Here is an 18540-nt window from a genome sequence, read left to right as displayed (position 1 = left end):
CGGGGGCAACCGTCACGGCCGGTCTGACCTTCGAGTCGAGTCGAAGGTTCAGGGTCGCGGGGTGGTGATGATGCGTATTACCCAGCTGGCGCGGCGGAGCGGTGTCCCTGCCACCAGCTGCGGCTCTACGTCGGATCTGGCCGAGTTCGTGGAGGCCGGACCGTTCCTGGAAGCGTTCCTCGTGTTGATCGTCATCCCACTGACGCTGGCGTGGCTCACCCCAGGTGTACCGCGCGCCGGGACCGGGCAGCGGGTCTCGGCGCGCGGTGAGCACCGGCGATGGCGCCGTTGATGGCTACGGTGCTGATCACCGTGGTGGCCTCGCAGGCGCCAAACTCGGTGACGGCCTGAGCCAGGTCGCGGCGGTGGTGCGGGCCGGAGTGCCCGCGTCGCCGGAAGGTGTGGCTGCGCAGCCCTCATCGCAGCCGCGGGCGCGAGTCATTGGCGGGACCAGATCAGTCCGAGGAGCCCGAGTCCGATGGGCGAATCCGAGCGGTTGGAGCCATGACAGGCTCACCAGCAGCGTGCCGCTGCTCAGTGCTACGGCCGCGATCAGCAGCGGGGCACCACCGCGCAACAGCCCAGGCAGCAGTGCCGCGGTCCCGATGCAAGCCCGCCAGCGGCGTGTCTAGGTCGCAGCAGCCACAACGGCCTCCCCCGCAGCTCGCCGAGCCACCGCTGCCTGGCGCTGGGTTCGGTGTCGATGGGACAGGGCAGCAGGGGGATTCGCTGCGCTCGAGCAGGTCTTCGCGTCCGGCCGCCAGCGCGGCGGCCAGGGTGTCGCCGGACCGCGGTGAGTTCGGCGAGCTCGGCATCGACCTCGGCGAGCTTGACACCCAGTCCCAGCCGCGGTGAACCCGCCGACGGTGAGCGGCTGCCGAGACGTGAGGGCTGTCGAGGGCGTTCATGTCCGGTCACCGTCCGGTACCTGGTCGATGCGGGTGCAGCACGTCAGGGCGGCGGCGTTGTCGGCCGCGAGCAACCGGGCGAGCAGCACCAGTTCGGCCACGCGCGGGTCTCCGACCGTGTACCGCAGCTTCTTGCCGTCGCGGCGCGCGACGATGTATCCGCAATCGGCCAGACACGACAGGTGCACCGACACCCGCGGCTGGGAGATGCCGGCGTGCGCGACGCAGTCGGCCGAGGTGCGTTCGCCGGCGAGGATGTATTCCAGCAGCTTCAACCGGGTCGGATCCGACAGGGCGCGAAAGAACTTCGCCGTCGTATCCAGATGTGTGCACGCCAGCTCGTCGCCGGGCACGGCGGTCGTGGACCGGGACATGGGGCACCTCCACACCACTTGAACTATTCGCTTAAGCGCATAGTATGAGCCCTGTAGGTATTCGTCAATGCGAATAGCAGCCGTTGGCTGGCGACGCGGTTGCTCAACCCCTCAGGAGGCAGGCGTGGCCACGACACAATCCCGTCCGGATCTGGCGATCGTCGGGTCCGGTTCGGCGGCGTTCGCCGCCGCTATCGCCGCGGTCGGCCACGGCAGGTCCGTGGTGATGATCGAGCGCGACACCGTCGGTGGCACCTGCGTGAACGTCGGGTGTGTGCCGTCGAAGACGTTGCTGGCCGCCGCGGAGGCCCGCCACGCCGCAGCCGCCGCCGACCGGTTTCCCGGCCTGGGTGCCGCTGCGGTGCCGCTGGATTTTCCGGGCCTGATCGCCGGTAAGGACGCGCTGGTCGCGCAGCTGCGGGCAAACAAGTACATCGAGCTGGCGGGCGAGTACGGGTGGGAGATCGTCTCCGGCACGGCAGTGTTCGACGGCACGAGTGCGGCGCCGGGGTTGCGGGTCGGAGCGAACGACGGCGGGACCCGGGTGATCGAGGCTGGCCATTACCTGATCGCGACCGGTGCGACGCCGTGGATCCCGCCGATCGACGGTCTGGTCGAGGCCGGGTATCTGACCTCGACCACCGCCATGGACCTGAAGCGGCTCCCGGAGTCGCTGATCGTGATCGGCGGCAACACTGTCGGGCTCGAACAAGCCCAGTTGTTCGCCCGCCTCGGCGCCCGGGTGACGGTGATCGAGGCCCTGGGGCGGCTGGCGCCGGGCGAGGAACCGGAAATCTCGGCCGCGATCGAGGCTGTCTTCGCCGATGAGCATATCGCCGTGTTGACCGCGGCCACCGTCGAGAAGGTCCTGGCCGGTGGCGGCCACAAGCTGGTGAGCGTGCGCACTCGGGCCGGGGTCAGCGAGCTGCGGGCCGAACACGTGTTGGTCGCGACCGGTCGCCGCCCGAACACCGCGGGGCTGGGCCTGGAGGCGGTCGGGGTCGGTGTCGACGGGCGCGGCGCGGTGATCGTCGATGACCGTCAGCGCACCGGCAATGCCCGGATCTGGGCGGCCGGGGACGTGGCCGGGGGCCCGCAGTTCGTGTATGTGGCCGCCGCGCAGGGAACGCTGGTGGCCGACAACGCGTTCGCCGACGCGGATCGGGTCCTGGACTACGCCACAGTGCCGCGGCTGACGTTCACCAGCCCCGCCATCGCCGCCGTGGGGCTCACCGAGGCCGAGGCGGTGACGGCCGGATACCGGTGCCGGTGCCGGACGCTGGCGTTGTCGAGTGTGGCGCGGGCGCTGGTCAATCGCGATACCCGTGGCCTGGCCAAGATCGTCGCCGACGCCGATACCGGCCGGATCTTGGGCGTGCACGCGCTGGCCGAGGGTGCCGGAGACCTGATCACCGCCGCCGGATACGCGATGACCGCGGGTATGACCGTCGACCGGCTCGCCCACAGCTGGGCGCCGTATCTGACCATGGCCGAAGCGTTGAAACTGACCGCCCAGACCTTCACCACCGACGTGACGAAACTGTCCTGCTGCGCAGGCTGACGATCTCCTCCAGGAAAGGCCGAGATGAACGGGCACATGACGATCGGCGTGTTGTCGGCGCGGACCGGGGTGAGGGTGAAGGCGTTGCGTGAATACACCGACCTCGGGCTCATCCACACCCTGGGGCGCAGCGCGGCCGGCTACCGCCTGTACACCGATGACGCACTGTGGTGTGTGCGGTTCATCGGCGAGCTGCGCGGGCTTGGGCTCACCATCGCCGAGATCTGCCAGCTCACCGATGACGCCGTCGATAGTGGAGACGGAGCGGTCGGCGCGCGTCTGGCCGAGCTACTGGAGCGGTCGCGACAGCGGCTGCACCGCCGGATCAGCGACGCCCAGCAGATCCTCGACCGCATCGACGACTTCACCAGCATCCACCGTGCGCGGTGGGCCGCCGACGATGTGTGCTGGACCGAGGTCCGTGCCGATGCCCGACGCGGGCTTGACTCTGCCCCCGGGGGCAGACCCTACCGTCATCGACATCGCACCCGACGCATTCTCGGAAAGGCTGACTCTCATGAGCACCGACTCCATTCCCGCCGACGTTTTCGCCACGATCGCACCAGCCGACCGTGACCGGGCGCTGCTGCGGGCCGCGCTGCGGCTGCTGGCCCACGGAGCGCCGGTCACCGTCACGGAGTTGGCGGCCGCAGCCGGTGTCGACGCCGGAGATCTCGAAGAGACACCGATCGGCGCCGACATCGAATACGACGAGCAGGGCCGGGTCCTCGGGTGGGGATTGACCCTGAATCCGACCCCGCACCGATTCACCGTCGCAGGCCATCAGCTCTACACCTGGTGTGCGCCCGACACGCTCGTCTTCCCCGCCGTGATCGGGGCGAGCGCACACGTCGAATCCGAGTGCCCGGTTACCGTCAGCGCCGTGCGATTGACCGTCGATCCAGTCACGGGAGTCACCGACCTGCAACCGGCCGCCGCGATGGTGGCCTTCGTCGACCCCGCCGGGATCCGGGGCGGGCAGGTCCGCGCCACCTGCTGCAATCCGCAGATGTTCCTGGCCACTCCCGACGCCGCCGAGCAGTGGCGATCCGAGCATCCTGGGATGACCGTGCTACCGGTCGCCGACGCCTACACCCAGCTCGCACGCCCACTGGCCGAGGCGCTCATCGACCCGGCCGGCGAGGCGCCGTGCTGCTGACTCAGAACAGGGTGTCGCGCACCCACAAGGGCCGGTACCCGGTCGGGCCGAGCTGGGCGAGTTCGGCGTCGATATCGGTCTTGAACGCGCCGAAGAAGACCTCCGATCACACCAAGAGGTCAAGCCGCGATCTCGAAGGACGCGTCCTGAGCGGGCCCGAACGCCTTGATCGGGTCGTAGTGCTGACCGGTTTGCAAGCAGTAGTGGAGCTGCCCGAGCAAGCGGTCGAAGAGGTGCCGAAGCGCAGCGGCGTGCCGATCGCCGCGGTCGCGTCCTCGGCGTTAATGGTCTTGGGGTGCGCCGGCTTTCGCCATCGCGGCGAACGCCCAAAGGAATCCTGCAGCGTTGAGTCGGTTGTTCTTCACCACGCGGCGGGTAATCGAGATGCTGCGCCCGGAGGCCCGCGTGATCAGCACAGAACCGGCGTAGGTCCTTCAGCGAACGGGCGTCGGTGAACCGCTCGCGGTCGTCGCCGATCTCGCCGAGCACCCGAGCGCCGGAGAGGTCAGCCAGGCCAGGAAAACTGGTGATCACCGCGTAGTCGGGGTACTGCTGGAATGCCTCGGTAGTGGCCTCGGTGAGCTGATCCACGGCGGCGCATTCAGCATCGACGCCACCCAGCAGCGCGAGGGCCTGGCGGCCGAAGGCATCCGCTGATCTACAGATCGAGAGTCAGGGTGGCGGTGCGCGCTCGAGATACGCACGGGTAGATGACTCCGGTGACGAGCGCTACTGACACGAGTGACGAATCCCCAGGTCGCCAACTGACATCCAAATGACGGATCTCAGGCCACGTGTTGCATCTGATGCAATATGCAGGGGCTTACTTGACATAAGATAGGGGCTTCACCGTAGGCGGCTTTGTAGGCGGCCGCGAACCGTGCCACATGAGCAAACCCATTGTCGTAGGCGACGTCTGCAACGGTGGCTGCGCCTCGAGTTCTGTCGGAACGGGTGGAGAGTGTCAGAGCGCCGCGGTCAGATCGTGGGGGTCAAGTGCGAGCGTCGACAGGGTGTAGAGCGAGTCCTTCTTTCGGATGGAAATGGGCATGTATGCGATTGAGTCGTTCGATCCACTCGATGCCGGTGAGTGAGTCTGGTCCGTGGTCGAATGGGCAGGTTCAGTCCTTGGACTGCGGTCGACATGAGTAGTGCGCGACTGTGTGGTGCCTAGGTGGTCTGGTCGTCGACTGTGGCGTCGCCGGCGTTGTGTTTGACCGACTCGATCCCGGTTCGCGCTGAGGCCTTCGACTCATATGCGTGGCTGGCGGCGATGATTTCGCCGTTGGCTGCTTCAGATGGAAACGGTTCTTGCCGGGCCTCGTCGGTGAACAGTTCGAACTTCGCGGCCATCGTTGGGGTTCCTTCCGGTCGGGAGTGCCGCAGTCACTACAAATCGAATATGCGCGACCGTGGGCTCGACTTCTCCCCTCGAGACCTGATCCGGTGCTGATTTGTCCCTGGCCTTGCGGTCCTGCACAACGCTGGATGTGCGGCGTCGGCGATGCCGGTATCTCATTCTTATTCATCGGTACCATCCGTCGTTAGGTGACGAATCCTGACACCAGCGGGCGCGGCGGTCACCACGCCTGCCGTTCACGTCTCTCGCCGAGTGTGCAGACCGAGTATGATCCAGGCGCCAGGTCTCGATGAGTCCGCAAAATCTGTAGACGATTGAGCGCGATGTCGAGATTGTGGATGGCGCGGTGATGGTTGGGCCCGCCAGAGACGTGTAGTGCCAAGCTGGATCTCTCCGCCGTGAGAGCGAGTCTTTCAGCCGCCCGCACTACTAATTTCCGGGGGGACACAGCTCCTCGCCCCTGGATAATTTCGGCCGCCCGCTCGACTTCGGGCCGATGGCGGCGAGTAGGTATTTTGCGCGGTGGGAGGTGTTGCGCGCTTCGCGGACGGCGTCGAAGGGGTACAGCTCATTCAGACGATATGTTGTGACGAGTGCGGTCAACAACTCGACGACCTCTGCTAGGTCTGCGTGGTCACCGGCTGCGTCGCGCGGTCGTCGCGCCCGGGTGTCGAGCCGAGCGCGTATTAACAGCCGGTGCCGATCGAGTTCAAGGGCGAGCAGTAGCCCCTGCAGGCGTGTGGTTGCGCGGCTCTGCTCAAGTGGGACCATTCGGATCAGCCTCAATCCTCAGTTGCCGCAGAATGTCGGTTTGCGTCGCTTGGTTGGTCGACGTGACAAGCCAGCGGCGCGCGTCCGAGAACTGGATCTGTGAGCTTTGCCCGCGAGGGTGGGGAAAGGTCCACGAGATCGAGGGTCATCAATCGCCTGAAACGCCCCGGGTTTGTCGGAGGCTCTCGAATCTGTGAAGGATGGAGAGCATGGCAGCACCACGGAAGTACAGCGTTGAGCTGAAGGAGCGGGCGACGCGGATGGCGGTGGAGGCCCGCAAGGACCCAGCCACGCGACCAGGGGCGCTCAAACGGATCGCCGATCAACTCGGTGTGCACCCGGAGGCGCTTCGCACCTGGGTCAAGCAGGCCGAGATCGATGGCGGGGACCGCCCGGGGACCACGACCAGCGAGGCTGAGCGGATCGCGCAGCTGGAACGGGAGAACCGGGAGTTGCGGCGGGCGAACACCATCTTGAAGCAGGCATCAGCTTTCTTTGCGGCGGAGATCGACCGCCCACAGCGTTGATCGTGGAGTTCGTCGCCGCTTTCCGCGACGAACACGGAGTCGATCCGATCTGCGCGGCCCTGCGCGACACGGCCGCCCAGATCGCTCCGTCCACAGTCCGAGCCCATCTGAGCTCTCGACGAGTCGAGGCGCCACGGGTGGTCCGTGACCGCGAGATCCTCGGTGAGATCCGCACCGTGCATGCCGACAATCTCGGCGTCTACGGTGCCCGCAAAGTCCACGCCGAACTACGCAGAAAGGGTATCGGCGTGGCCCGGTGCACCGTCGAGCGGTTGATGAAAGCTGATGGGCTGCAGGGGATAACGAGATCCAAGACGCGGAAGACCACGCACAGCGAGGGGGCCGAAACTCCGCAGCCGGCCGATCGTGTCGAACGGCAGTTCACCGCGGCGGCGCCCAACGCGCTGTGGGTGGCGGACCTGACCTACATCCGCACACACTCGGGGTGGGTGTATGCCGCGTTCATCCTCGACGTCTTCTCAAGGATGGTCGTGGGCTGGCAGGTCTCGACCACCATGCACACCGACCTCGCGCTCGACGCCTTGGATATGGGGTTGTGGGCGCGGTCGCGTGCCGGCCAGGGCGTGGCCGGGCTGATTCACCACTCCGACCGCGGAGTGCAGTATCGAGCCATCCGCTACACCGAACGTCTCGCCGAAGCAGACGCAGTGACTTCTGTTGGCTCCAAGGGTGATTCGTACGACAATGCGATGGCCGAGGCGTTCAACTCGTTGTTCAAGGCCGAGTGTATCCGTAACCCAGTCATGCGCCCTCGCGGTGGCTGGGGCGGTGTCGGCGAGGTCGAGATCGCCGTCGCCGAGTACATCGACTGGTTCAACCACCGCCGCCTGCACGGCGAGATCGGGCACGTCCCACCCGTCGAGTACGAGACCACCTACTGGTCGACCCACACAGTCACCAGCTACCGTGAGAACCCGGTCCCGGCAGTCGCTGGAACCAAGTAAACGAGCCCCCAGCAAACCCGGGGCGATTCAGATTGCTTCGAGACCCTCGTTCCCGGCGCCCACGCCCGATGGCCACAGAATACGAAGGTGGTTAGTAGAAGTGGGGTGTGATGCGGGTGTGCTGAGGAGATGGTTGGGCATGACTGACGGTGTCGAGGTGCGGCGTGCGGGTCGGTTCGGCCCGCGCGGTCCTGCCCGTACGATCTCCCGTGCGGTGGGTCTTGCTGTGGTGATGTTTGAGGCGGTGGCCGCGTTCTGGCTGGTGATGCTGCTCCGAACGTCGGATCTCGTGCCATCCGACCCCCGCTCAGGAGTCGGGCGCGGTGATCCGGTTGAGCTGCGGGTGCTGACCGCTGTGGATGTGCACGACTGGGTGTCGGCTCTGAGTGCTGCGGCCTTCGCTGCGGGTGTGGCCGGTGCGCTGGTGGCGCGTCTACTCCCAGCAGTCAAGGGGCGCGCGACCGGTTGAGTAGTCGGGCCTGGGCCTCGCCGGAGTTTCCCTTGTCGGAGGGTTTCTATGGCTTAGGCTTTGGTGCCGCCGCCGCGGGTGTGGCGAGGTTTAAGGGTGAGGTATTCGCTGAGCACTTCACGCTCGGCGGGTGTCACGGTCTGGGCGAAGTGCATCAGTACTGCCGCGGAGTCCCCGCTGGCGTCGAGGACCTGACGCAAGGTGCGTGAGGTGGCCTCTTCACGGGTCTGCATGGGGAAGTACCGGTAGGCGCGGCTGACTTTTTCTCGACCGACGAACCCTTTTTTGTGCAGGTTGGTGACGACGGTGAGCACTGTGGTGTAGGCCGGTTCGCGGTCGTGGAGTTCCTCGACTAGGTCGTGCACCGACATCGCCGCACCGGCTGACCACAGCACGTCCATCACTGCGCGTTCCAGTGAACCCAGCCCAGTCATTTTCACCCACCATCTCTAGATGCGGGTCAATCTTACGACGGACTACCTCAGTTAGTAGCTTGGTCCCGTTGGAGCGCATCGGCAGCGCCGCGACGCGTGCGGTGTTTGAAGGCCACGGAGAATTCGGTTCCAGGGGTGCTGCGGTGGATGTGACGTCGGGTGGTGGTCGGCAACGTGATGGTGAAGGTGGCTCCGTGTCCGGCTCCCAGGCTTTCGGCGAGCAAGGTGCCCCCATGGTCTTCGACGATAGAGCGGGCGATGGTGAGGCCGATTCCGCTGCCGCCGGCGTCTCTGGTGCGTGAGGAGTCGGTGCGGTAGAAGCGGTCGAAGATGTGTGGAAGGTGTTGAGGGGGAATGCCGTCACCGCAGTCGACGACGCTGATGCGCACCGCGTGTGCCGGGGCGGTGTCGGCTTTCACTACGACTCGCTGGCCCGGGGAGCTGTGTCGCAGCGCGTTGGTGAGCAGATTGAGCAGTACTTGGCTCATTCGTTCGGCGTCGACATGGATGTGTACGCGCGCGGCGGTGGTGACGATGCCCAGCGTGACTTCGGCGTCGGTGAACAGGTCGGCGGCTTCTTCGTAGGTCGCGATGAGCAGTTCGTTGACAGTGATCGTCGCCGGGTGGAGGGGCATCTGATGCTCGTCGGTGCTGGATACGGTCGCGATGTCCTCGGCGAGACGCTGCAGGCGGGTGGTGGCGGTGCGCACGACGTCAAAGGTCTGTGAGTCGGGAGCCCGGATTCCGTCTTCGATGGCGTCGGTGATCGCGCCGATGGTGGTCAGTGGGGTGCGCAGTTCGTGGGCAAGGTCTGACAGCATCCGCTTACGGATGTCGTCTTGTGAATCCAGCCGTTGTGCAAGTTGAACCGTCCTGGGTCTGGTGGAGACCGTGATCTCACCAGGAGAATGCCGGTATGGGTGCACTGAGGAAGTTTGATCCAGAGACGCGTGAGCGGGCTGTGAGGATGTATCACGACCACCTCGCCGAGCATGGCGGCGGAAAGCTCGCCGCCCGGAAACACGTGGGCGCATTGCTCGATATCAACCAGGCGACGTTGCGGAACTGGATCGAGAAGGACCGGCCGATCGTGACTGCGCGGGGAACGATGACGGTGGGCGAGCAGGACGCCGAGTTGGCGGCGCTTCGCAAGGAGAACGCTGAATTGCGAAGGGCCAATGAGATTTTGAAGACAGCGTCGGCGTTTTTCGCCGCGGCGGAGGTCGACCGCCGACTGCGGTGATCGTTGATTACATCGACGCTCACAAGGGTCGGTTCGGGGTCGCCCCGATCTGCCGAGTGCTCACTGAGCACGGCGTGCAGATCGCCCCGTCCACCTACTACGCCCGCACGCAAGCGGGTCCGGTCTCGGTGACACGATTGGCCGAGGCGTACGACGCTCACGCGGTCTACCAGGCGTTTCATCGCAATCGTGGCGTGTACGGCGTCCGCAAAATCTGGCACACGATGCGCCGCGAGGGCCGTGAGATGGGCCGTGATCAGGTGGGCCGACTGATGGGGATCTGCGGGATCGCCGGAGTCACCCGCGGAAAACATCGCACGATCACGACCCAGCGCGATGATCGCGCGCCGCGGCATCCTGATCTGGTGGAGCGCAAGTGGTCATTGCCGGCCAGGCCAGATCAGTGGTGGGTGGCTGATTTCACCTACTGCTGGACCCTGGCAGGGTTCGTTTACACCGCGTTTCTCGTCGATGTGTACTCGCGTCGAATCCTCGGGTGGCGGGTGATGACGAGCAAGTCGACACCGTTGGTGACCAGCGTTCTCGAACAGGCCTTGTTCACCCGACGTAGAACCGACTTCTCGTTCACTGCAACAGGTTTGATTCATCACAGCGATGCCGGAAGTCAGTACACAGCGCTGGCGTTCACCGAAGCATTACGCGACTCCGGCTTGGCCGGATCGATCGGGTCGGTCGGCGATGCACTCGACAATGCGTTGATGGAATCAGCCATCGGGTTGTACAAGACCGAACTGATCGAGCGCCAGCGATCGTGGACCGGGCGCGCAGAAGTCGAGCGCGAGACCGCCGCCTGGGTGCACTGGTACAACACCGAGCGGCTGCACTCATCGATCGGCTACTGCCCGCCCATTGAGTACGAGAGGCGCTACCGTGAGACAGCCACCTCCGAGATGGCGGTGGCCTAAACGAGGTCTCCATCCGATCCAGGACGGTTCAGCGCGTACTCGTTCGGCCGATACGCGCATCGCGGCGGTGTTCCCCGATGGCCCCGCTCGCTACTACGGAACCATTTACAACGATGAGTACTGCCGCGCTCACGACCTGATCGGCGCCCCGGCGCCGCCCACTGAACCCCGCACCATCAGCGATCCGCTCACTCAGGTCGCGAGCAGCTGGACGCGGTGCCCTACCATCATCGACCCCACTTGCGTGCCGCACGCCGAGCCCACGAGCTGATCTATGCGACGCATCTACCGCAGTTTCCGCAGCTTCGATCGCCCCAGCCAAGTGCTGATGGTCAATCAGTTCACCATCAATCTCGGCTTCTACATGCTCATGCCCTACCTCGCCGCCTACCTCGCCGGCCCGCTGGCCCTGGCCGCATGGGCAGTGGGCCTGGTCCTGGGGATACGCAACTTCTCCCAACAGGGCATGTTCCTGATCGGGGGAACACTCGCTGACCGCTGGGGTTACAAACCGCTCATCATCGCCGGATGCCTGATGAGGGTCATCGGATTCGTCCTACTGGCCCTGGTCAGTTCGCTGCCGGCGATCCTGATCGCCTCGGCGGCAACGGGATTCGCCGGGGCGCTGTTCAACCCCGCCGTACGGGCCTACCTGGCCGCCGACGCCGGTGAGCGGCGCATCGAAGCATTCGCCGTGTTCAACGTCTTCTACCAGGCCGGGATCCTGCTCGGGCCGCTGGTCGGACTAGCCCTGACCGCCCTGGACTTCCGGCTCACCTCTCTCTGTGCGGCAGCAGTTTTCGCGGTCCTGACCCTCGTGCAGATCAAAGCGCTACCCGCAACAGCACCGGCCCCGAGCAGCACCTCAATCATTCAGGACTGGCGCAGCGTCGTCCGTAACCGGCGATTCCTGCTCTTCGCTGCGGCGATGGCCAGCTCTTACGTGCTGTCCTTCCAGGTCTACCTCGCCCTGCCCCTACATGCCGACCGCATAGCAGACAACCCCACCCTCGCCACCAGTGTTGTCACCGCAATGTTCGTGGTGACCGGTCTGGTGGCCATCGCCGGCCAGCTACGCATCACCACATGGTTCGGCAACCGCTGGGGCAGCACCGGCAGCCTGAGCGTGGGAATGACGCTGATGGCTGCAGCTTTCCTGCCCCTAGTCGCCAGCACCGCAACGCATCAGCGCAACATCGCCCTCAACATCGCCGCCCTGCTACTCACCGCAGCTCTGCTCGCCGCCGCCACCGCAGCAGTGTTCCCATTCGAAATGGACACGGTGGTGGGACTGGCCCGCGGCACGCTTGTCGCCACCCACTACGGGCTCTACAACACCATCGTCGGGATCGGGATTCTGCTCGGCAACGCCGCGACCGGGTGGCTGTTCAGCGCGGCCACCACCCGCGACATGCCCGAACTGGTGTGGATCGCTCTAGTCCTCACCGGCATGGCGGCGGCGTCTGCCCTGTTGCTGTTGCACCGCCGCGGATGGCTCAGTGTCGCCGCCCCCACCGAAGCTCAGCCCACCACAACCCATTGATTACCCTAGGGGGGTAAGGTATAACGGTGGTGTGGCGAGACGCCACAGCGACAGACCCCCTGAGGGTCGTTGGCACCACTGCTGTACCGAAAGGGCACATCTCATGAGCACATCGACAGTGATCGTCTCCGGAATGACGTGTGGGCACTGCGCGGCGTCGGTGCGTGAAGAAGTCGGCGCACTGGCCGGCGTAACTGACGTCGACGTCGACGTGGCCAGCGGGCGAGTCACCATCTCTAGCTCGGCCCCGATCGAGGCCGACGCGATCCGCGGCGCGATCGAAGAGGCCGGCTACCACCTGGCGCAGTAGCCGACGAGGGGCTGAAGTGTCTGCCCCACTGGCGACTTCAGCCTCTCCCGGGCGGCGTGGGTGTCGCCACCACCGATGACAGGAATCCAACGATGAATGTTCCAACCAAGCTCGGCGTCTTCGCCGCGGCCCTGCTGATAGTTTTCGCTGCGGCGTACGCCATCGCCGCTGGTGTCGCTCCCGACAGGGCGTCGACCTCCCCGGCTGAGTCCGCCCATGCCGATCACAATGCTGCACCACAGTCGCGAACATCCGCCTCGTCTCCGGGGGCCGATCAGGTTCGCGGAGTTTCGATGGCAGCAGCCGGCTTCATCCTGGGGAATGTGGTGGCACCCCATGCGTCCGGGGTGCAGGCTCCATTGAGCTTTGAGATCCTCGATGCCGCCGGGACCGCGGTCACCGACTTCGCCACCGAGCACGACAAGCAGCTGCACCTGATCGTCGTCCGCGCGGATGGCACCCACTTCCGACACGTGCACCCCACCCTCTCGCCCGAAGGGCGCTGGACGCTGCCCTGGCAGTGGGCGACGGGAGGCAGCTACCGGATCTACGCCGACTTCGTGCCCGCCGCCACCGGCCAACCCCTCACCCTCACCAGCACCGTCGAAGTCAGCGGTGACTACCAGCCGGCCCCACCCACCGCCGAATCACGACAGTCATCCGTCGACGGGTTCGACATCGAGCTGGCCGGTCATCTGCGCGCGGGCGCCGAGTCCGAACTGACCGTCACCGTGCGCCGAGCAGGACAACCGGTTACCACCCTGCAGCCGTATCTGGGCGCTTTCGGTCACTTGGTGGCCCTGCGTCAAGGCGACCTGGCCTACCTGCATGTTCACCCTGAGGGCGTGGCACCGACCGCCGGTCAACTAGCGGGACCACAGGTCCGCTTCGCCACCACCGCCCCCACCCCGGGCCGCTATCTGCTCTACCTCGACTTCCAGGTCGACGGCGCTGTGCACACCGCCACCTTCGTTCTCGATGCCCCCACCGGCACCCCTGCCCCGACACCTGACTCCACGGCCCCCTCGGCCGATCCGCACGCCGGACACTAACTCGCTGACCAGCGCCACCCCGGGGCATTGCGCCGAGGCATTCACCCACGAGGAACTCCCCCATGACCACCTCAGCTCCGATCCACCCACCTGCGGCCACCGCCGAGCAGACAGGCGCCGTCGATGTCGAACTCGCCGTGTCGGGCATGACGTGTGCATCGTGCGCGGCACGCATCGAACGCACACTGAACAAACTCGACGGAGTGAGCGCCTCGGTGAACTACGCCACCGAAAAAGCTCACGTCAGCGCACCCGCCGGTGTCGACCCACACCTGCTGATCGAGACCATCGAACAGGCCGGATACCACGCTGCGCTGCCCGCCACTCCCACCAAAGGTGCCGCCCCCGACGATGACCCTTCGGACGACGACGGGGAGCTCGTGGCCTTGCGTCACCGACTGATCGGTGCGGTGGTTCTCTCGGTACCGGTGATCGCGCTGGCAATGGTCCCGGCGTTGCAGTTCACCTACTGGCAGTGGGCGTCGTTGACGTTGGCCGCGCCAGTGATCGTGTGGGCGGCATGGCCGTTTCATCGCGCCGCGTTGCTCAACCTGCGCCACGGTGCGGCCACCATGGACACCCTCATCTCGGTCGGCACCACCGCGGCGCTGTTGTGGTCGTTGTATGCGTTGTTCTTCGGCACCGCCGGACAACCAGGCATGACCCACGGATTCACCCTGACGGTCAGCGCCTCTGACGGTGCAGGCAACATCTACCTCGAGGTCGCCGCGGGGGTCACGATGTTCGTCCTGGCCGGCCGATACTTCGAGAAGCGGTCCAAACGGCAAGCCGGTGCGGCGTTGCGGGCCTTGTTGGAGCTGGGCGCCAAAGACGTCACAGTGATCAGGGACGGCCACCAGCATCGGATCCCGATCGGCGAGCTCGCCATTGACGACGAGTTCAATGTGCGCCCCGGCGAGAAGATCGCCAGCGACGGTGTGGTGGTGTCCGGCACCTCGGCAGTCGATGCCAGCATGGTCACCGGCGAGTCGATGCCAGTCCAGGTCGCCCCCGCCGACACCGTGACCGGCGGGACAGTCAACGCCGGCGGGCACCTGCGGGTGCGGGCGACCCGCGTGGGAGCGGACACCCAACTCGCGCAAATGGCCGCGATGGTCGAACGCGCCCAGACCGGCAAAGCCCACGCCCAGCGACTGGCCGACCGGATCTCAAGCGTCTTCGTGCCGGTGGTCATCGCCGTCGCCATCGCAGTCCTCGGCGCGTGGATCGGCGCCGGCTATCCCCTGCAAGCGGCGTTCACCGCCGCGGTCGCTGTGCTGATCATCGCCTGCCCCTGCGCGCTGGGACTGGCCACCCCGACCGCACTGCTGGTCGGTACCGGCCGCGGAGCCCAACTCGGCATCGTGATCAAAGGCCCCGAAGTCCTGGAATCCACCCGAACCATCGACACCGTTGTCCTCGACAAAACCGGCACGGTCACCACGGGCCAGATGACACTCGTCCAGGTCACCACCTCCCCCACCACCACTCGCGCCGACGTGCTCGCCCTCGCTGGAGCGGTGGAAAATGCCTCCGAGCACCCCGTCGCGGCCGCCATCGCTGCTGGTGCAGCCGCCGAAGTCGGACAGCTCGACGAGGTCGAAGACTTCCGCAGCTTCGAAGGTCGAGGCGTGCGCGGCACGGTCCAGGGACGTGTGGTCACCGTCGGGCGTCCGACGCTGCTGGCCGAACACGGCATCGCCGTGGATGACCCCCACCTCAACGAGGCGCAGACCGCCGCCGAAGAAGCCGGACAGACCGCCGTACTCGTCGCCTGGGACGGCCGCGCCCATGCGGTCCTGGCGGTCGCCGATGCGATCAAACCCACCAGCGCACACGCCATCGCCCGGCTCGCCGCACTGGGTATGACGCCCATCCTGTTGACCGGCGACAACCAGACCGTCGCCGACACCGTCGCCGCTGAGGTCGGGATCGACACCGTCATCGCCAACGTCTTGCCGGCCGACAAAGCCGCCGTCATCACCGACCTGCAATCCGACGGCAAGGTTGTGGCCATGATCGGCGACGGCGTCAACGACGCCGCTGCCCTGGCCCACGCCGATCTCGGGCTGGCGATGGGCACCGGCACCGACGCCGCCATGCATGCCGCCGACATCACCCTGGTCCGCGGCGACCTCAACGCTGCCGCCGACGCGATCGCCTTGGCACGCACCACTCTGAAAACGATCAAAATGAACCTGTTCTGGGCATTCGCCTACAACGTCGCCGCGATACCGCTGGCCGCGCTGGGACTGCTCAACCCCATGCTGGCTGGGGCCGCCATGGCGTTGTCCAGCGTGTTCGTCGTCAGCAACAGCCTGCGGCTGCGCGCCTTCACCAGCCCGCCCCACTCATCGTCCACAGTTCCACCCACCAACCCCTCGACGTATACCCCCCAGGGGTATAAGGTAGCGGCATGAACGAGCACTCTTCCCCTGAGCACGTCGGTCACGACGCCGCCGATGAACGCCACCACGGCCAACTCGCCGCAGCGTCACACAACCACCACGATCACCATGCTGAGCGCGCCCGCGCAGACCATGATCACGCTGGGCATGGGGGGCATGGTGATCACGTCGGGCAGTTCCGGCGGCTGTTCTGGATCATGCTGGCCCTGGCTGTGCCGGTCGTGGCCTTTTCGCCCATGTTCGCGATGCTCATCGGCTATGACCTACCCGATGGTGAAGTGTTGAAGTGGGTCTCACCGGTGCTGGGTACGGTGATGTACTGCTGGGGTGGGCGGCCGTTCCTGGTAGGCGCCTCTGCAGAACTGCGGTCGCGCGCACCGGGAATGATGCTGTTGATCGCCTTGGCGATCACGGTGGCCTTCGTGGCGTCCTGGGGTGCGAGCATCGGTGTGTTGCACCACGAACTGGACTTCTGGTGGGAACTGGCCCTGCTCATCGTGATCATGCTGTTGGGGCATTGGATCGAGATGCGGTCGCTGGCCCAGACAACCTCGGCCCTGGACTCGCTGGCCGCGCTGCTGCCCGATGAGGCCGAACGCGTCGAGGGCGACCACATCACCACCGTTGCTCCCAGTGAGCTGCAGGTCGGAGATGTGGTGATCGTGCGCCCCGGGGGCCAGCGTCCCGGCCGACGGTCGCGTCGTAGACGGCTCGGCCGAGCTCGATGAATCCATGGTCACCGGAGAATCGCGCACGGTGCGCCGCGGCATCGGCGATCAGGTGGTGGCCGGCACGGTGGCCACCGACTCGGGGCTGCGGGTCCAGATCACCGCCACCGGCGACGACACGGCGCTGGCCGGGATTCAGCGCCTGGTGGCAGACGCGCAGAACTCCACCTCCCGCGCCCAGCGGCTGGCCGATTCCGCCGCAGCGCTGCTGTTCTGGTTCGCGCTCGGCTCAGCGATCATCACCGCCATCGTGTGGACGGTCATCGGCCAACCCGACCAGGCGGTGATTCGAACCATCACCGTGCTGGTCATCGCCTGCCCGCACGCACTCGGCTTGGCTATCCCCCTGGTGGTGGCCATTGCCACAGAACGCGCCGCCCGCGGCGGCGTGCTGGTCAAAGACCGGTTGGCACTTGAGGCCATGCGCACTGTGGATGCGGTGCTGTTCGACAAGACCGGAACCCTGACCAAGGGTGAGCCCACCGTCATCGAGATCGCGGCCGCCGACGGCGTCGATGAGGACACCGTGCTCACCCTGGCCGCCAGCGCCGAAGCCGACAGCGAGCACCCGCTGGCGCGAGCAATTGTCGCAGCGGCCGGCGACCGCGCCCAGCCGGTTCCCGCGGCCACCGACTTCACCTCGTCACCGGCGGTCGGTGTGACCGCTCGCGTCGAGGGCGCCACAGTGCGGGTGGGCGGGCCCCGCATGCTCGAGGAACAGGGCCATCAGGAACTGGCCATCGCTGATCGCTGGCGCGCCGACGGCGCAATCATCCTGCATGTCACCCGCGACACTGAGCTGATCGGAGCTGTCAAACTCGCTGATGAGGTGCGCGGGGAATCCCGCCAAGCCGTCGAGGCGCTGCACGCCCGCGGGGTCGAGGTCGTGATGATCACCGGCGACGCCGAAGCAGTGGCGCACACCGTCGCTCACGACCTCGGTATCGACCGGGTGTTCGCCGGTGTACGCCCGGAAGACAAAGCCAGCAAGGTGGCCGAACTGCAGCACGAAGGACGCAAGGTGGCGATGGTGGGCGACGGCGTCAACGACGCCCCCGCCCTGGCCCAAGCCGATGTGGGCATCGCGATCGGGGCCGGCACCGACGTCGCGATCGCCTCGGCGGGGGTCATCCTCGCCAGCGACGACCCCCGCTCGGTGCTGTCGGTCATCGAGCTGTCGGACGCCAGCTACCGAAAAATGAAGCAGAACCTGTGGTGGGCAGCGGGATACAACCTGATCTCGGTACCGCTGGCCGCCGGAATTCTCGCGCCCATCGGGTTCGTCCTGCCGATGTCGGTCGGAGCGATCCTGATGTCAGCCTCGACGGTCGTGGTCGCACTCAACGCGCAACTGTTACGCCGACTCGACCTGCACCCAGGCGCGAGTACAGTGCGTGCACTGCAGCACAACCGACCGCGATCCACTGAGAAGGTGAGTCCATGACCGCTGCGTCCGCACCGGGACAATCCTCCACCCCGGAAGAATCCTCTGCCTCGGAACACTCTTCCCACGGTTACATCAGCGACAAGGGCAAATACCTGGCCCGCCTCAAGCGCATCGAGGGGCAATCCCGAGGTATCTATCGGATGGTCGACGAGGAGCAGTACTGCATCGACATCCTGACCCAGATTTCGGCGCTGACCAAGGCGCTGGAGGGGGTCGCGCTGGGTTTGCTCGACGACCATCTCACCCACTGTGTGCTCGATGCCGCCCACGCCGGCGGGGACGAGGCGCAGGAGAAGATCGCTGAAGCCTCGGCGGCCATCGCTCGCCTCGTTCGTTCCTGACCCACCACACCGGG

Annotated in this window: 15 protein-coding genes, 3 pseudogenes and 2 other annotated features; of the genes and pseudogenes, 14 read left to right on the top strand and 4 right to left on the bottom strand. The window is 66.1% G+C overall.

Annotated elements, in window-relative coordinates:
- The first annotated feature begins 67 nt into the window (after positions 1-67).
- On the top strand, positions 68-292 hold the full coding sequence (locus AC3B5T_RS20030; protein ID WP_223374213.1) for a hypothetical protein: 225 nt from the start codon (positions 68-70) through the stop codon (positions 290-292).
- Between the two features lie 612 nt (positions 293-904).
- Here the strand turns inward: AC3B5T_RS20030 and AC3B5T_RS20025 are convergent.
- Complete coding sequence (locus tag AC3B5T_RS20025; RefSeq protein WP_005179587.1) at positions 905-1282, bottom strand: ArsR/SmtB family transcription factor; 378 nt, start codon at positions 1280-1282, stop codon at positions 905-907.
- A 124-nt stretch (positions 1283-1406) separates the two neighbouring features.
- Between AC3B5T_RS20025 and merA the strand changes: the two genes are divergently transcribed.
- The 3 genes from merA to merB are packed head-to-tail and all read left to right on the top strand — an operon-like array spanning position 1407 to position 4002.
- On the top strand, positions 1407-2843 hold the full coding sequence (gene merA / locus AC3B5T_RS20020; protein WP_055476916.1) for a mercury(II) reductase: 1437 nt from the start codon (positions 1407-1409) through the stop codon (positions 2841-2843).
- A gap of 24 nt (positions 2844-2867) precedes the next feature.
- Entirely contained in the window at positions 2868-3419 is a 552-nt protein-coding gene (locus tag AC3B5T_RS20015; protein WP_005179589.1) for a MerR family transcriptional regulator, read from the top strand.
- A complete protein-coding gene (gene merB / locus AC3B5T_RS20010; protein ID WP_005179592.1) occupies positions 3361-4002 on the top strand; it encodes an organomercurial lyase MerB in 642 nt (213 codons plus the stop codon). Before AC3B5T_RS20015 ends, merB begins: the two co-directional genes overlap by 59 nt.
- A gap of 1170 nt (positions 4003-5172) precedes the next feature.
- Here the strand turns inward: merB and AC3B5T_RS20005 are convergent.
- The gene (locus AC3B5T_RS20005; protein ID WP_055476917.1) at positions 5173-5355 is read right to left on the bottom strand and encodes a YegP family protein; all 183 of its coding nucleotides are present in this window, start codon (positions 5353-5355) and stop codon (positions 5173-5175) included.
- A 987-nt stretch (positions 5356-6342) separates the two neighbouring features.
- On the opposite strand from AC3B5T_RS20005, the pseudogene AC3B5T_RS20000 reads away from it, so the two are divergent.
- Together AC3B5T_RS20000 and AC3B5T_RS19995 are read left to right on the top strand one after the other, a co-directional pair.
- Positions 6343-7625 (top strand): annotated as a pseudogene (locus AC3B5T_RS20000) (IS3 family transposase).
- Positions 6621-6749, top strand: a sequence feature (AL1L pseudoknot). Its footprint overlaps the pseudogene before it by 129 nt.
- Before the next feature lie 139 nt (positions 7626-7764).
- The gene (locus AC3B5T_RS19995; protein ID WP_005180014.1) at positions 7765-8094 is read left to right on the top strand and encodes a hypothetical protein; all 330 of its coding nucleotides are present in this window, start codon (positions 7765-7767) and stop codon (positions 8092-8094) included.
- 53 nt (positions 8095-8147) lie between these two features.
- On the opposite strand, the gene AC3B5T_RS19990 is transcribed toward AC3B5T_RS19995, so the two are convergent.
- On the bottom strand, positions 8148-8528 hold the full coding sequence (locus AC3B5T_RS19990) for a BlaI/MecI/CopY family transcriptional regulator (RefSeq protein WP_005180013.1): 381 nt from the start codon (positions 8526-8528) through the stop codon (positions 8148-8150).
- Positions 8529-8575: 47 nt separating this feature from the next.
- Entirely contained in the window at positions 8576-9349 is a 774-nt protein-coding gene (locus tag AC3B5T_RS19985) for a sensor histidine kinase (protein ID WP_488357853.1), read from the bottom strand.
- A 95-nt stretch (positions 9350-9444) separates the two neighbouring features.
- Here AC3B5T_RS19985 and AC3B5T_RS19980 point away from each other — a divergent pair.
- The 8 genes and pseudogenes from AC3B5T_RS19980 (at position 9445) to AC3B5T_RS19945 (ending at position 18526) form a co-directional block, all read left to right on the top strand.
- A protein-coding gene (locus AC3B5T_RS19980) for an IS3 family transposase (RefSeq protein WP_137811086.1) occupies positions 9445-10697 on the top strand; the annotation gives its coding sequence in 2 pieces (ribosomal slippage) (positions 9445-9739 and positions 9739-10697; 1254 coding nt in all).
- Positions 9729-9860, top strand: a sequence feature (AL1L pseudoknot). (Overlaps the previous gene by 132 nt.)
- Positions 10698-10728: 31 nt before the next feature.
- Positions 10729-10968 (top strand): annotated as a pseudogene (locus AC3B5T_RS19975) (pyridoxal-5'-phosphate-dependent protein subunit beta); the annotation flags it as partial.
- Between the two features lie 3 nt (positions 10969-10971).
- A complete protein-coding gene (locus tag AC3B5T_RS19970; protein WP_055477279.1) occupies positions 10972-12240 on the top strand; it encodes an MFS transporter in 1269 nt (422 codons plus the stop codon).
- Positions 12241-12343: 103 nt separating this feature from the next.
- Positions 12344-12550: a heavy-metal-associated domain-containing protein gene (locus tag AC3B5T_RS19965; protein WP_005195294.1), complete on the top strand. Its 207-nt coding sequence runs from the start codon at positions 12344-12346 to the stop codon at positions 12548-12550.
- A 92-nt stretch (positions 12551-12642) separates the two neighbouring features.
- Complete coding sequence (locus AC3B5T_RS19960) at positions 12643-13602, top strand: hypothetical protein (protein ID WP_007239618.1); 960 nt, start codon at positions 12643-12645, stop codon at positions 13600-13602.
- Positions 13603-13664: 62 nt separating this feature from the next.
- Positions 13665-16022 (top strand): heavy metal translocating P-type ATPase, encoded by a 2358-nt coding sequence (locus AC3B5T_RS19955; RefSeq protein ID WP_055477280.1) that lies wholly within the window; start codon positions 13665-13667, stop codon positions 16020-16022.
- Positions 16019-18182, top strand: a pseudogene (locus tag AC3B5T_RS19950) (heavy metal translocating P-type ATPase). Before AC3B5T_RS19955 ends, AC3B5T_RS19950 begins: the two are co-directional and overlap by 4 nt.
- Positions 18179-18526, top strand: a complete 348-nt coding sequence (locus AC3B5T_RS19945; protein ID WP_005195356.1) for a metal-sensitive transcriptional regulator — start codon at positions 18179-18181, stop codon at positions 18524-18526. Before AC3B5T_RS19950 ends, AC3B5T_RS19945 begins: the two are co-directional and overlap by 4 nt.
- Positions 18527-18540 lie beyond the last annotated feature (14 nt).

Source organism: Gordonia sp. G4 (genome assembly GCF_057770005.1).
This window is presented reverse-complemented; position numbering and strand designations above follow the sequence as displayed.